Source organism: Faecalicatena sp., from assembly GCF_058819085.1.
On record NZ_JBZUUL010000016.1, the window covers coordinates 22,192 to 37,969 of the forward strand.

11 protein-coding genes and 2 pseudogenes are annotated in these 15,778 nt (G+C 45.6%); 5 read left to right on the forward strand and 8 right to left on the reverse strand.

The genetic code is table 11. The annotated features are described in order from the left end of the window. Positions 1–57: 57 nt before the first annotated feature. The 6 genes from AC4OGX_RS08015 to AC4OGX_RS08040 all read right to left on the reverse strand — a co-directional run bounded on the left by AC4OGX_RS08015 (position 58) and on the right by AC4OGX_RS08040 (position 8,154). Complete coding sequence (locus AC4OGX_RS08015; RefSeq protein WP_493329658.1) at positions 58–1,542, reverse strand: glycoside hydrolase family 32 protein; 1,485 nt, start codon at positions 1,540–1,542, stop codon at positions 58–60. Positions 1,543–1,560: 18 nt separating this feature from the next. Next, complete coding sequence (locus AC4OGX_RS08020; RefSeq protein WP_493329660.1) at positions 1,561–2,391, reverse strand: carbohydrate ABC transporter permease; 831 nt, start codon at positions 2,389–2,391, stop codon at positions 1,561–1,563. Positions 2,392–2,419: 28 nt separating this feature from the next. After that, positions 2,420–3,304 (reverse strand): carbohydrate ABC transporter permease, encoded by an 885-nt coding sequence (locus AC4OGX_RS08025; RefSeq protein WP_493329662.1) that lies wholly within the window; start codon positions 3,302–3,304, stop codon positions 2,420–2,422. Positions 3,305–3,472: 168 nt separating this feature from the next. Next, the gene (locus tag AC4OGX_RS08030) at positions 3,473–4,702 is read right to left on the reverse strand and encodes an ABC transporter substrate-binding protein (RefSeq protein ID WP_493329664.1); all 1,230 of its coding nucleotides are present in this window, start codon (positions 4,700–4,702) and stop codon (positions 3,473–3,475) included. Between the two features lie 359 nt (positions 4,703–5,061). After that, on the reverse strand, positions 5,062–6,045 hold the full coding sequence (locus AC4OGX_RS08035; RefSeq protein ID WP_493329666.1) for a LacI family DNA-binding transcriptional regulator: 984 nt from the start codon (positions 6,043–6,045) through the stop codon (positions 5,062–5,064). 123 nt (positions 6,046–6,168) lie between these two features. Beyond that, complete coding sequence (locus tag AC4OGX_RS08040; protein WP_493329668.1) at positions 6,169–8,154, reverse strand: thioredoxin domain-containing protein; 1,986 nt, start codon at positions 8,152–8,154, stop codon at positions 6,169–6,171. Between the two features lie 352 nt (positions 8,155–8,506). Here AC4OGX_RS08040 and AC4OGX_RS08045 point away from each other — a divergent pair, with 352 nt between their 5' ends. After that, on the forward strand, positions 8,507–10,339 hold the full coding sequence (locus tag AC4OGX_RS08045; protein ID WP_493329669.1) for an NAD(P)-binding protein: 1,833 nt from the start codon (positions 8,507–8,509) through the stop codon (positions 10,337–10,339). Beyond that, positions 10,333–12,054 carry a [FeFe] hydrogenase, group A gene (locus AC4OGX_RS08050; protein ID WP_493329670.1) on the forward strand — a complete coding sequence of 574 codons (1,722 nt, stop codon included), beginning with the start codon at positions 10,333–10,335 and terminating at the stop codon, positions 12,052–12,054. The genes AC4OGX_RS08045 and AC4OGX_RS08050 overlap by 7 nt, the downstream gene beginning before the upstream one ends. 226 nt (positions 12,055–12,280) lie before the next feature. Here AC4OGX_RS08050 and AC4OGX_RS08055 read toward each other — a convergent pair whose 3' ends face one another. Together AC4OGX_RS08055 and AC4OGX_RS08060 are read right to left on the reverse strand one after the other, a co-directional pair. Continuing rightward, positions 12,281–13,492 (reverse strand): sensor histidine kinase, encoded by a 1,212-nt coding sequence (locus AC4OGX_RS08055; protein WP_493329671.1) that lies wholly within the window; start codon positions 13,490–13,492, stop codon positions 12,281–12,283. Continuing rightward, positions 13,489–14,175 (reverse strand): response regulator transcription factor, encoded by a 687-nt coding sequence (locus tag AC4OGX_RS08060; protein ID WP_493329673.1) that lies wholly within the window; start codon positions 14,173–14,175, stop codon positions 13,489–13,491. Before AC4OGX_RS08060 ends, AC4OGX_RS08055 begins: the two co-directional genes overlap by 4 nt. A 156-nt stretch (positions 14,176–14,331) precedes the next feature. On the opposite strand from AC4OGX_RS08060, the gene AC4OGX_RS08065 reads away from it, so the two are divergent. The 3 genes and pseudogenes from AC4OGX_RS08065 to AC4OGX_RS08075 all read left to right on the forward strand — a co-directional run. Next, on the forward strand, positions 14,332–14,880 hold the full coding sequence (locus tag AC4OGX_RS08065) for a hypothetical protein (protein WP_493329675.1): 549 nt from the start codon (positions 14,332–14,334) through the stop codon (positions 14,878–14,880). 378 nt (positions 14,881–15,258) lie between these two features. Then, positions 15,259–15,438, forward strand: a pseudogene (locus AC4OGX_RS08070) (helix-turn-helix transcriptional regulator); the annotation flags it as partial. A gap of 24 nt (positions 15,439–15,462) precedes the next feature. After that, a pseudogene (locus tag AC4OGX_RS08075) lies at positions 15,463–15,778 on the forward strand (transcriptional regulator); the annotation flags it as partial.

A 15,778-nucleotide genomic window follows, 5' to 3' on the forward strand; every position in this document is an offset into this window, starting at 1 on the left:
ACCAGTCAAAACAGAGAGTCAAAATCACCTTTTAAGCTTCCTAGATAAGATGAAAGATTATTGAATACATGGCTTCATCCCGTAGGACTCATATTCCCTGATCACTGCACTGCCTCCATATGCACGGATCATCAGCCGATCCTGCTTTTTCCCGGCAAATACATTGCTGGAATGGTTATTTTGATATTGGTCTGTAAAGATCTCTAGGGAGCTTTGGTCCGAAAAGATATGGATGTCCAGTTCCTTTTTTCCTTTCAGGAACATGGTACTTCTTGAAACTCCTCTGCTCCATCCGTCCGCCTGGCTTCTGTCTACACTCATTTCCCCATTCTTAAAATCAAACTGACAAACTGTCTTCTTTCCCTCACCGCATCTTAAGGTCAATTCTAACCGATCTGCATCCGTTTCCTCAAGATCTATCTTCATCTTTAGCTCAAAGGCAACACCATCTCCGGCCTTCAATGCTGTCTGCGTTTCCGTAATTAAAAGACGATCGATATTTTCAGGGTTCTGCCGCAGCGCTTCTGTCTCTGCTATAGGCAAAAACTGCAGTGTCCCCTCCTTTGTCATGCGTACTTCCCGGGGGATATTAAAGAAACCGCACCAGCCTTCCTTATACGTCGGTCCCCAATCTTTAAATAATGGCATCCATTCCCACTCATTCGCCCATGCGATCATGACTCTTCTTCCGTCCTTGGTCAGAAAGGACTGGGGTGCATAATAATCAAATCCCCAGTCGATCTCACCGGTTACATGAAAATCAAACTTGCCGGTTTTATAATCAAAATCACCGGCCAGATACATGGAGGTATGCTCTCCCGCTCCCATGGGTGAGAAGGTCAGGACATATTTGTCACCGATCGGATAAAAATCCGGGCATTCCCACATATGTCCCCACTCTCCACGGCTCTCTGCCAGCACATTGAAAAATGTCCAGTGGAACATATCCTTCGACCGGTAAAGTAGCGCCTGAGCCCTTCCTTCGCGGCTCGCTCCACACACCATATAATAAGTGTCCTCATGCTTCCATACCTTTGGGTCCCGGAACTGAGAGGCCAGGATTCCCTCCGGGGCAGTCAATACAGGGTTGCCCTCATATTTCTCAAAATGAATCCCATCCTCGCTATATGCGATACACTGCGTCTGCTCATACCCTTTTCCTTCATTAAACGTTCCTGTATACATCAGGAACAGTCTGCCTTCATGCTCGATCGCACTGCCTGAAAAGCATCCGCCCTTTTGGTGGTCATCATACGGTTCACTGGGAGCAAGTGCAAGCGGCAGATACTCCCAATGGAGCATATCCTCGCTGACCGCATGTCCCCAATGCATCGCATCCCAAAATCCATGGTACGGATTATACTGGAAAAAGAGATGATATTTCCCTCGGAAATAAATTAATCCATTGGGGTCATTCATCCAGCCCGCCTCCGGCATAAAATGATACCGCTGGCGCATATCCCCCTTTTTAACTAACTCTTTTTTACTGTCTATTTCGCGCTGAGCCTTCTCAATATTCTGTTGCATTAATTCTCTGGACATAAGACTCCTCCATACCTGCTAACCCTTCACAGCCCCGGCAGTCATACCCTGCACAATATATTTCTGAGCCGCAAGTGAAATGATCATTACTGGGAAACTAAATAAAAATGCACCTGCACACATCGGTCCCAGATCCAGATTGTATGCCGATAAAAATCCTGCCAGTCCAACGGTAAATGTTTTTGCATTTGTACTGGTCAACAATAATGCTACAAGGAAATCGTTCCATGCAAGGAACAGGGTAAAGATAAATGCTGTTGCCAGCCCCGGCCTGCAGATCGGCAGGATCACCTTCCTGAATGTCTGCAGGCTGCTTGCCCCATCCACAAATGCCGCCTCATCCAATGTCGTAGGAATTCCCTCGTAAAAGCTCAGCATCGTCCACATGACAAACGGCATATTGATAGCCGCATACACGATGATCAGAGCGACCCTGGTATCATATAATCCCAGGTTACAGATCAATTCATAGATCGGTACTACAATACTGGATGTCGGGATCATTTTCAGACACAATACTAATACCACCAAAACTATGGATAGCTTTGCCCCTGAACGCTGGATCGCATATGCTGCAAGAGAACCCAGGATCAAGGCAATGACCGTGCTTGCCAGAGATACGCTCAAACTGTTTACCAGAAATTTAAGTGCATCCATCCTGCTAAGCAGATCCGAAAAGTTTTCAACGGAAAATACCTTTGGGAAGAAACTCGGCGGCACTGCGATCACCTCTGAACCCGGCTTAAACGAACAACAGATTACATATATGTACGGGAAAAGCCAAAACACAGTGAGAACCACCGACAAAATGATTCCCAGCTTTTTTCCGATCTCACCTTTTTTACTCACTTTTTTCGCCTCCTATCAAACCAGCTGCCTAGCTCAACTTTTTCTTCGGGTTCCACAAGCTCTGCATGAATACCAGCGTAAATACTACCAATACTGCAATAAATACGACTGCCATCGCACTTGCATAGCCGATATTGTTATACCTCGCCAGAGTCTTGTAAATGATAATACTGATCGTTTCCGAGGAACTATTCGGACCGCCTTCTGTCATCGCCCAGATAATATCAAAGGTTCTGGCAGCATCGATGATCCTTACTGACAAAGCAGTCAACAGAACTGGTTTGATGACCGGAAGCTTGATCATAAAAACCTGCTGCAGCATATTTGCCCCATCTATCTTTGCAGCTTCGATCATACTGGAATCCAGACCCTGAAGCCCAGCCAGTATCATCAGCATCATAAATGGTGTCGTAAGCCAGATATCGGCAATACAGCATGCTAATAGAGACCATTTTTCATCGGCAAGCCAGAGAATATCTGCGCTGCTTGATAAGATACCGATCCTTGATAAAAGCTCATTGACGATTCCAAAGCTGGAACTCATCATTAATTTCCAGGTAAGGCCCGCTACAAGCGGTGCTATCATAAGAGGAGCCATCATAAATGAACGTATAATCTTGCTTCCTTTATAATCTAATTCAAAAAATAGTGCGAATAATAAACCCATTACCGTCTCAATACCAACGGCTGCTACGATATAGAACAATGTATTTTTTAACTGTTTTAAAAACCCGCCTGCTGTAAATGCATGAATGTAATTCTCTAGACCAATAAACGTCTTATCCCCTGTAATCCCTATTTCAAAAAAACTGTCGATCACCATTGTTATGATTGGATAGATAAGAAATGCACCCATAAATACCGCGCCTGGCAGAAAGAATAATAATAAGGTTTTTCTTGAAATCAATCTCATTTACCACTTACCACCTTTTTAAAACAGAGGGGTACGAAAGAAATCTTTTGGAAATTTTCTGTCATCCCCTCTGTTACCCATCTCATCTGATTACATATACTGCTTCAGATATATTCCTATTGCTTCCATTACCTGCCGACCGTTTTGATCCCCTGCCAATCGCTCATATTACCTGCCGATTGCCTCGATCTCTGTTTTTGCTGACTCCAGCGTCTCCTTCACGTCAGCACCACCCAGGCTTGACTCTACAACGCCTGTCAGGACTTCCTCAATCTGAGACCAGGTTGTTACCATCGGTCTTGCCTGGGACTGCGCTGCACTTAATGTATCCAGTACTGCTGTAGTATGCTCATTTCCTGCTTCTTTTCCCGCTTCCTCATATACAGAGGTTCTTCCCGCAATTTTTAAGGTGAGATCCATATAATCTCCATTGTGATCATACATGAATTCTACATACTTTTTAGCCATCTCTTTATTCTCAGAATTCTTCATTACACACTCATACCACGGTCCTGTCGTAGCTCCGACTCCGTCACTTCCTCCGATCATCGGTGCACATCCGACTTTGTCCGCTCCGAGTGCCTCTACCGCTGCCGGATACTGATGGCTCCAGTTTAACTGCATTGCAGCTTTTCCATTTGTGAAAAGCTCCTGAGACTCTGTAGCTGCTGTGGATAAGGAGTCTGCCGGTGTGTAATCGGCATCCGCATTCTCAACCATGAAATTCAGAGCATCCACATAAGCCTGGTCTGTGATATTTACATTGCCGTCTTTATCAAATACCAGCCCTTTGGCACCAGCCTGGCACGCAAAATCGAGGAAAGAGCAGACTGCATCTGAACCACTGCCAAACACGGTAGTTCCATACATATCATCTGTTTTCAGTTCCTTGGCAAGTGCCTGGTATTCCTCCCATGTCTTCGGAACCTTGTCTTCCGGAATCAGGTCTTTTCTGTAGATCAAAATCTTTGCATTGACCCACATTGGATATCCGAGAAGATTCCCGTCGATCGTTCCGCTTTCCTCTAAAGTCGGAAGGAAATCACTTGTATCTGCATCCTTCGCAGGTTCGATCGCATCTGCAAATGCTGCCAGCCAGACAACATCCATGCAGGCAACATCATGGGCAGCCTGCTTTGCCTTGATCTCTGTAGAAAGCTTGTCATACATTCCCGTATAGGCAACTGCATCGATCACAACCTTGCAGCCTGTCTCTTTTTCAAAATCATCCGCTGTCTCCTTGGCCAGTGCCTCTGCCGGTGATCCGCTCTCAACCAGTACGGTTATGCTGTTTCCATCACCTTTGGATTCTTTTTTCTCTTCTTTTGAACCGCATCCTACAACCATCGTCCCTATCATTGCTGCTGCAAGCATGATACTAAGAATTCTTTTCTTCATCCTTATCCTCCTTTTTCTTACCTCATCCATACATTGTCTGTTTGTCCCATATTCCCTGTTTTGTTCCACCTCCGTCTGCCCTGCCTCCACCGGTGTAATTCAGGCAATAGCTTGTGAAATCTAATCGGAGCTGCGATATGGAACCCTTTGTGGAACGCGTTCCACATCATGTAAAAAATAAAAGGTACTCACATGTTCTGCTTTGTGGAACGGTTTCCACAGCTGAGCAAAAAAATAAGATTCCTCTTTACATTTTTTATTATACTCATTCAGCCAAATATGTCAATACCTTTTATTCGTTTTGTACAACTTGTCGAATTTAACTCCGTCCTCTTTGTATAACTTTCACAATCCCAAAATTACACTATTGTTGTATTGCCCTTTCTAAGCTGCACACCCAGCAGGACCTGTTTATTCTTATACTTCTTTCCGCCTATCAGATCACTCAGCAGGCGTACCGACTCCTTCGCAAGGCCTTCGATCGGCTGAACGACAGCAGTCATCTGAGGTTCCACCATCTCCGTGATATAGGTTCCGTCATAGGCAACAAACTTCACGTCACGGGGTACCTTTCTATGCCTTCTTATAGTTTCGTTCATGCATTCAATAGCCAGCTGATCCACGGCAAATACACCATCAAATTCGATTCCTCTTGAGAATACGTCCTCCACGGCTTCCCGATAATATTCTGGATCAAACCGGTTCCACTCCAGCTCATAGCAATATGTACCGATATGGTTTTCCGTCATGATACGCTCAAACTCAAAGTGCCTCTCGTGGTATGGAGATTCCACTGCTGTTGATCCTCTGAAATGCAGGATCTTTTTACATCCGTTACTGATCAAAGCCTCCGCTGCCAGACGGCCGCCCTCCTTATGGTTGACCGCTACGACCGGAATATGTTCTCCAAGACATCTGTCCAGGGCGACGATCGGTTTATTCATTTTCTTATACTCTTCTGCATCCAGAGAATGCACGCCTGTGATCACACCATCCACGATATGACGGTTCAGCATGTCCAGATACTCCAGTTCTGCATTTCGTTCCTTCACTGTATTGCAGAGCATCATCTTAAATCCTGCCTCATACAAATCCGCTTCCACATGATCCACAAATTCCGCGAAGAATGGATTGGATACGTTTGGTACCAGCACAGCAATGATTCCTGTCCGTTTATGATAAAGATTTCTGGCCAGCTCATTGGGAGTATAATTCAGTTCTTTCATTGCAGCTTCGATCTTCTTGCGGGTCTCCTCTGCCACATAGCCGCTGTCATTGAGCATCCTGGATACGGTACCTACACCGACACAGGCCTTTTGGGCTACGTCCTTGATACTTGCCACTATATTGAACCTCCTTTTGAAATATTTTCGAAAGAGAAACAGGCTATATCGCCTATATGCCTGTTTCTGACTTCTCATAGATTAACCTTATAATGTTTTTTGTATAAAGTCAAATGATATTTTTCATAATACAGGCTCTGCCAGATTCAAGCATAATCCGTCTTCATTCACCGGCGGAAGACACGTATAATCTTTACATATATAATACGTTGTCCTCCCGTTTAATAACGGATACTCCTCTGTTTCTTCATTTAATATCTTAATTTCCGCATACAGCGGAAGGCTGCTGATGATCTCTTCCCGCCTATCCGGCTGCGCCAATACGACAGTAATCTTCTGGGGCGGATTCTCGTATAAAAGAAGGGAGATCAGAAACAGTGTGTGTCCCGCCGGATAGGCCTGTGCCTCGCCGGACATATACGCAAGCTGTCGTTCTGCTACAGTCTGATCCTCTTTACTGCCTGTAATATGAGCAAGACGCACCAGACAGTATGCCATCACCGAGTTCCCGCTGGGAACGGCACCGTCATAGGTTTCCTTTGGCCTCGTGATCAGTCTGTCATTCTCGCTTCCGTACAGGAAGTACCCTCCTTCATTTTTATCCGAAAACTGCCGTTGTGCTTCTTTGCAGATCTCCTCTGCACGTTTCAGGTAATTTTCATCCGAATCCACTTCATAGAGGCTTAACAGGGCCGCCGTATAATAGGCATATTCATCCAGAAACCCTTTCACATATCCGATAGAATCGCGGCAGCTGACATAAAGTATCGTTCCTGCTGCCAGATTTTTTTCAATAAAACTGCAGGCCCGCTTTGCCGCCTGAAGATATTCTTTTTTTCCGGTCACCCGGTAGAGTACCGTCATAGCACAGATCATCATAGAGTTCCACGAGGTGAGAACCTTGTCATCTAAATGAAGCTTGGTCCGCGACTGCCGATACTGATATAAGGCTTTTCTCTCTTCATCAAATTCATCGCAGAAACGCCCTCCGGCTAACAGGTTAGGTATGTTTTTTCCTTCGAAATTTCCCTGTTCTGTGATTCCAAAATGTCTGCAGAACTGCGCACCTTTTTCTCTTCCAAGTACGTTTATAACTTCTTCATAATCCCAGACATAGTACATTCCTTCCTGTCCCTCACTGTCCGCATCCTGGGCAGAATAAAATGCCCCCTTAGGCCCGGTCATCTCCCGGAAGATATACTCCGCTGTCTTTTCTGCTGTTTCCAGAAACACCTTTTCACCTGACATCTTAAATGCCGCCGAATAAGCCAGTATCAGCAGTGCATTGTCGTATAACATTTTTTCAAAATGCGGGACCAGATAAAAGTCATCCGTTGAATATCTGGAAAATCCATAACCGATCTGGTCAAATATTCCCCCTCTGCGCATTTGCTCCAAAGTCTTTTTTGCCTGGTAAAATTTGTCCTCTCCCATGATCTTGGAATACAGCATTAGAAAGATCAGGTTATGCGGAGTGGGAAACTTAGGTGCCGGACCAAAGCCTCCATATTTTTTATCAAAAGCCTGTGTAAATGTCTCTGCTGCACGTGCCGGCAGAGTGCTGTCTATTTCTCCCCCGGTTCGCTGTTCTTTCTTGCTTTGACTGTACTCACTTGTACTCATATGATTCAGAATCTGATCCGCGGACTGCAGCAGATCCGTTTTTTTATACTTCCAGTAGTCATTGATCTCCAATAACAGCTCCCGAAATCCCTTCCTGCCCCAGCGGCTTTTTGGCGGAATATAGGTGGCTGCATAGAAAGGCTTCTGATTTGGCGTCATGAAAATGCTCATGGGCCAGCCTCCGCTCCCGGTCAGTGCCTGGCATACAGACATATAGACACTGTCAATATCCGGACGTTCCTCCCTGTCTACCTTGATGGAGACAAAATATTCATTCAGGATCTTTGCAATTTCTTCGTTTTCAAAACTCTCATGAGCCATCACATGGCACCAATGACAGGTGCTGTAGCCAATACTCAGAAAAATCGGTTTGTCCTCCCGTCTGGCTTTCTCAAATGCTTTTTCACACCACGGATACCAATCGACAGGATTTTCCGAATGCTGTAATAGATAGGGGCTGCTCTGGTCTTTTAAATAATTACTCATATCAGTTCTCCTCTCCCTCTATATTTCCCATATAAAGACTGCCCTTCTGCGGTATTTCAGTGTTTCACATATGGCAGTTTACACAAAGATCTATAAGAATATTCTTTACCTGATCCTAGTTTTAATACCCAGAAGTTTTCCTGTTAACTTAAAAGTTTTTCAATCAAGTCAGCTATTGAAAATGTATCTGGCTGCTTTTCTGATGAGGTTAAATCATCCCTGTCAATTTTATGTCAGGTATGTTAAATAAACTACTTATGCCCAAGGTAATTACAGACCCTTATGTTAGATGTTATAATAAAAAACACTGTGCGTCAAAGCACAACAGCAATATGTATGAAGGAGAAAAACAATGAGCAGATTAGAAATCGCTACGCCAAACAGAGCTCAGATCGTTATGGAGGGACTTTACAAAGATCTGGAGCGTAGAATTGAATCCAGTCCTCCGGGATTATGTCCGGTGGATATGTCACGTGCATTCTTGGAATTATGCCATGCCCAGACCTGCGGCAAATGTGTACCGTGCAGGATCGGCCTGGGGCAGCTGAATCATTTTATCAAGGATGTTCTGGAAGGAAATGCGACCATGGAAACATTAGACATCATGGAAGAAACCGCATTATCCATCATGGATTCTGCAGACTGTGCGATCGGCTATGAAGCCGCAAGAATGGTGTATAAGGGGCTGATCGGATACAGAGATGACTATGTGGAACACATCAAGTATGGGCAGTGTACCTGTACCTCCCGCCAGACCGTTCCCTGTGTCTCTCTATGTCCTGCACGGGTCGATATTCCAGGCTATACAGCTCTTATCCTGGAGGGAAGATATGCCGATGCCATCCGTCTGATCCGTAAGGACAACCCATTCCCGACAACATGCGGATTTATTTGTGAGCACCCATGTGAGGCCCGCTGCCGCAGAAACATGGTGGATGACTCCATCAATATCCGGGGACTGAAACGAGTGGCGGCTGACTTTGCCGGAGAGGTGGACCCGCCGGAGTGCGCCCCAAGCACCGGAAAACGGGTGGCAGTCCTGGGCGGAGGTCCGGGAGGCTTGAGTGCTGCTTATTATCTGCAGCTGATGGGACACCAGGCAACCGTATATGAGATGCTGCCAAAGCTGGGAGGAATGCTGCGCTATGGAATTCCAAACTACCGGCTTCCAAAAGAACGTTTAGAGGAGGATATCAACAGTATCTTAAAGACGGGAGTAGAGGTAAAACACGGACTGAAGATCGGACAAGATATCACCATCCAGGAGCTGAGAGAACAATATGATGCAGTGCTCATCACGATCGGGGCCAGCACAGATAAAAAGCTGGGACTTCCGGGAGAAGATGCAGACGGCGTCCTATCGGCAGTACAGTTCCTGCGCAATGTGGGCAGGAACGAATGTATGGACCTGTCCGGCATGCAGGTTGCAGTCATCGGAGGCGGTAATGTCTCCATGGATGCCGTGCGGACCGCAAAACGGCTTGGAGCCAAAAAGGTAAGTATCGTATACCGCAGAAGGGTAGCCGATATGACAGCACTTCCGGGAGAGATCGAAGGTGCGGTTGCAGAGGGAGTGGAGCTTCAGACTTTGAAGGCGCCGTCCAGTATCGACGTGGATGAGAACGGACATATCAGAGGAATTTATGTGACGCCTCAGATGATCAGTACCATCAGGGACGGGCGCGCCAGCATTCGGCCGACCGGAGAGGATGATATCTACATACCTTGTGATATCCTGATCGTCGCAATCGGACAGAACATCGAAACAGCCCATTTTGAACAGGCCGGTATCCCTGTGGAAAAAGGGAAGATCATCACGGAAAAATCTGGTACCTTTGAACACCTGCCGGGTGTATTTGCAGGAGGAGACTGTGCAAGCGGTCCGGCTTCTGTCATTAAGGCTATTGCGGCAGCCAAAGTTGTTGCGGCCAACATAGATGAATATCTTGGTTACCACCATGAAATATCATGTGACGTAGAAATACCGGAAGCCAATCTGTTTGACCGTCCTCCTTGCGGAAGGGTCAACCTGACTGAACGTGAAGCATGCGAGAGAGTCAACGATTTTGAAGCAGTGGAGATCGGCATGACTGAAAAGGAAGCCAGACAGGAAGCATCCCGATGCCTGCGCTGCGATCATTTTGGCTACGGAATATTCCAGGGAGGGCGTGAGAGATTATGGTAACATTTATAATAGACAACAAAAAAGTTCAGGTTGAAGAGAATACGACCATCATGGAAGCTGCCAGACAGCATGGAATCCCGATCCCCAAGCTTTGTTATCTGAAAGGGATCAATGAGATTGCGGCGTGCCGTGTCTGCGTGGTGGAGCTGGAAGGCTCAGACCGCCTGATCACTTCCTGTAATAATGTAGTAGAAGAAGGAATGGTCATCTATACAAACAGTCCGAAGGTCCGTATGGACAGAAGACGTAACGTACAGCTGATCCTGTCCCAGCATGACTGCCTGTGTGTGACCTGCGCCAGAAGCGGGAACTGCGGCCTGCAGAAAATTGCAAATGATTTAAATATTATTGACATTCCGTTCAAAATGGAAGTAGATAAAAGACCGTGGAACCAGAATTTCCCACTGATCCGCAATTCTGCCAAATGTATCAAATGTATGCGCTGTATCCAGATCTGTGATAAGGTACAGGGACTTGGCGTATGGCATGTGGAAGGTACAGGTTCCAGGACAACGATCGGCGTATCCGGGCACAGACACATTGAAAATGCAGACTGTTCACTCTGCGGCCAGTGCATCACCCACTGTCCGGTAGGTGCATTAAGAGAACGGGACGATACAGAAAAGGTGTGGGAGGCTATTGCCGATGAGAAGAAGATCGTTGTGGCACAGGTCGCACCTGCTGTACGGACTGCCTGGGGTGAAGAACTGGGCATGAAGCCGGAAGATGCGACCGTTGGCAGGATCATGGATTCCTTAAAACGGATGGGTGTGGACTATGTATTTGACACTACATTTTCTGCGGATCTTACGATCATGGAAGAGGCCAGCGAGTTTATTTTGAGATTTACAAAAGGGGAGCTGAAAGAGCGGCCGATGTTTACGTCCTGCTGCCCGGGATGGGTCCGGTTCGTGAAATCGCAATTCCCATATCTTGTACAGCAGCTGTCCACGGCGAAATCGCCGCAGCAGATGTTCGGCGCTGTCATGAAAACGTATTTTGCCGAGAAGATCGGTGTTTCCCCGGACAATATATATACCGTGTCCGTTATGCCCTGTGTTGCTAAAAAAGGCGAACGCGAAAAGGAGCTGTTCTACGGCGAATATGCCGGACATGATGTTGATACGGTGATCACCACAAGGGAACTCGTAAAAATGATCCGCTCTGCCCATATCTGCCCTGACACATTGCAGGACATCGAAAGCGACAGACCGATGCAGGACGGTTCCGGCGCCGGAGTGATCTTTGGAGTAACCGGCGGTGTGATGGAGGCGGCGCTTCGTACTGCTTACCACACATTAACAGGGGAAAATCCCCCGGCTGACATCTTCAAGCCTGTGAGAAGCAAAGGTTTTAATGCTGATTCGGGCGTACAGGAAGCTGAGTTTACGATAGGTGATACTACTATCAGAATTGCAGCGGTCAGCGGACTTGGCAATACAAGAGCACTTTTGGAACGGATGCAAAGAGGAGAAGTGCAGTACGATTTTGTGGAAGTCATGGCCTGCCCCGGCGGCTGTGTCGGCGGCGGCGGGCAGCCCATACACGACGGCGAGGAGCTGGCATATGAAAGAGGGAAAAAGCTTTATGGGCTTGACCAGGACGCTAAGATCAGATTCTCCCATGAAAATAAGGATATCCTGAACATGTATGAGGAATATTTTGAAAAACCGTTGTCACATAAGGCACATATGCTGCTGCATACAGAGCACTAAAAATACTTTTTGTTATCTTTTATTATCATAGAAAAATTTCTAAGGTGATGTAAATTAATTTGTGTCTTTGGCAAAAAAATAACTCCTTTTTGGTAAGAAGTCCAGGCGTGACACCCCGTCATGACTGTTCTTATCAAAAAGGAGTATTTTTTATGGCAGAAGTGAAGGAACAGACAGCGGCAGATTATGATTGCTCCATTATAAAGAATCGCCTCCGTTATCTCGTTTACAGGCGAAAACGGAACGAGAACGCTGCGCCGTTTCCCTTCTGGCTTGTCACATTTATACTTCCCTGGTGTGCTTCCACGATCCATTTCACCATGGAGAGTCCGAGACCTGAGTGGCTTTCCTGCGCCCCCTTTCTCGTTTTATCTTCCCTGTAAAACCGTTTCCAAATATCCTCCTGATGCTCCGGTGCGATCCCAATGCCATTATCCTGTACACAGCCTTCCACATAATTCCCTGTTTTTCGAAGAGTTATCCACGTAGTCCCCCCCTGTTTTCCATATTGAATGCTGTTTTCAATCAAATTTGTCATCATTCTCATGAGCAGGTTCTGGTCACCGTTCATGACCAGATTTTCCTGAAGGTCCGTCTTCAGGCTGATATTTTTTTCGTCCGCCTTTTCTTTCAGCTCATCGACTACGATCTCCGTCAATATTCCGAGATCTACTGCTTCCCTCTGTAATTTTTCTTTTCCTGCATCCTGTCTGGCAAGCATCAGAAGCTGTGAGATCAACGATGACATTTTTCTGCTCTGCCCAAGAATGACTCTTACGCATTCCTCCATCTCTTCCCTGTCCGTCTCAGGAAGCAGAGCATATTCGCACTGAGACATGATCACGGCGGCAGGAGTACGCAGTTCATGGGACGCATCTGCGGTAAACCGCTTCTCATTCTCCAGCGCTTCTTCCACTGGCTTCAAAGCTTTGCCTGTCACAAAGTACCCGCTGATAATCGCAAGCAGGGCAAGCAGCGGACAGACGACAAAGAGCATACGGATCAGTATGGTGTTCATCTGCGAAAGCGTACGCAGTGAAGTCACCCCCCGCACCCAGCAGACCACCTCCGTTTGAGCTGTCAGTGCCATATCATATGTCATCCAGTGCCCCCCCTCCAAACGGAAGCTCTGAAGCTTAATATTCTTGAGGGTTGTATCCGCTGGAAATCCAGCCGGAACGCTCCCTTTTAGCAAACGCCCCCCTGCATCATAGACACTGAAATAGACACCGTCTTCATAATACTCTTCGATATTCTCATCATCCTGATCCACATCCTCAGCAAATTCCCTTACACTTTCGATCAGGTCCTTTTCTGCATTCGACCGCAGCAGGTTATCTGAAAGCACTGCTACGACTCCCAGAGCAAACACAGCGATCCCGACCACAAAGCAGGCATACCACAGGGTTATCTTCATCTTAACCGACATCTTTTTCATGCTTCTCTCCTCAGTACATAACCGCTTCCGCGAACTGTATGGATCAGCTTCGTGTCAAAACCGTCGTCGAGCTTCTTCCGAAGATAACGGATATAGACATCGATCATATTAGAGCCGCCCATATAATCATAATTCCACACATGCTCTTCAATATTTTTCCTGGACAGCACCACACCCTGATTCCGCATCATATACTCTAAAACTGCGTACTCCCTGGACGAAAGCTCAATAAGATTTCCGGCACGCCATACCTGATGGCTCTTTGTATCCACTTTCAGATCTGCTATCTCCAGCACATTTACATCGCCAGAGGTCTCCTTCGCTGTACTCCTGCGTATCATAACCCGGATTCTGGCGAGCAGCTCTTCAAATGCAAATGGCTTGACTAAATAGTCATCAGCCCCGATATCCAAACCATTTACCCGGTCCTCAATACTGTCCCTTGCGGTCAGGAGAAGCACCGGGGTCCTGTTTCCGGCGGCGCGGACACGTTTCAAAATATCCAGTCCCGACATTCCCGGCAGCATAATATCCAATATGATGGCATCATACGCTGTCAGTTCTATATAATCCATGGCCTCCAAACCGTCCGCACACGCATCCACACTGTAATGTTCTTTCTGCAGTCTTTTTTTAATAATATCCAGCAGATGAATCTCATCCTCAACGACCAGCAGCCTCATGTGTATCCTCTCCTTTCTGATTTATTTATTTTATCACAGAAAAATGAAATAAAGATTAAAATTATCCTTTTAATGATACTTTAATGTTTAAGCTTTATGATTATAATACAAACTAAAGAGTACAAAAAATAATTATATTTAAAGGAGGCGCCTATTATGAAATCAACGAAAATAATAACCGTAACAGCAGCCGCTGCTCTATTATCTATGTCACTGCTGACAGGCTGCGGGGACAACAGTCGTGAAAAAGCTTTGGAGGATCAGGTATCGCAGCTGGAACAGCAGGTTACTGACCTGCAGAATTCACAAAACACAGATAAGAATGATCAGAATACCAACACAGGCAGTTCTACAGATGAAGCTGGTACTACAGATGCAGGCGGCAGCACCGCACAGGATACAAAAACAGTGCCATCACTGGAAGAGCTTTCCCAGTCTGTCTCTGCCATAACAGATAAAGTAAACGCTGCGACACCGACCGGAACTTCTGATGAGCAATTGGCACAATACCGTACCTTAAAAAAGGAATTAGACTCTATCGACCGCGATCTTGACTATTGGGATGATGACATCGAGAATCAGTTTGAGCAGGGTACTCTTACCCGTGAAGAATACCGCACAACAGACCGTCAGATCGATACCCTTGAAGATCAATTGGACCATGCCGAAGATAAGCTGGAGAATCTCTTTAATATAGATGATTGATTTTAGGTATCAGAATTGTCATTGCCAGTCCAGCTTGACATCTCCCAAATCTGCACTATAATACAGACAAAGACAAAACTATAAATCAAACAGAATTCTGCAGCTTTTGCTGCAGACCCGCCCGAAGGGCATGTATTACGGGATGCCCTTTGGGTATACATTTGTCCCTGGTAACCTATGACATTTGTTTTGCGTCACTTTTTTGTTTACGCAGAATTCAAAATTCTTTTCCTCTATAGTTGTAAACACAGTGTTTTAGGAATGTAAACCCTTTTTTACATACGGAAATCATGCGATGTAAAAACTCTTTGATAGATGCTTTCTCTTGAATAGGCTATTATAAAATCAGATCAAGAGAAAATTGAAAGGAGATTTCCCTTGGAACTTCATACTCAAATAAAGAAATATCGAACCAGCTTGAACTTATCGCAGGAAGAACTTGCAGAAAAAATCTATGTCACCAGACAGACAATTTCTAATTGGGAAAACAATAAAAATTACCCCGATATTCACAGTCTTCTTTTGCTAAGTTCTGTGTTCAATATATCTCTTGATCAATTAATCAAAGGAGATATAAAAATCATGAAAGAAGAAATCAACAAAAGTGAACTTCAAAAGTTTAATCGATATGCTGTTATCTTCAGCCTGCTATTAGTGATACTCAGCATATCTGCGGTCCCGCTCAGCGTATTTTTAGGATACTATGGATTAGCAGTCACTGGGATCTTATTTGTAATAACAATGTACTTTGCACTGAAAATTGAGAAGTACAAGAAGAGCAATGATATTCAGACCTATAAAGAAATTCTATTCTTTACCGAGGGTAAGCGATTAGATGAAATTGAAAAAGCACAGGAATATGCAAAACGCCCATATCAAACAATTTTGTATGTATTAG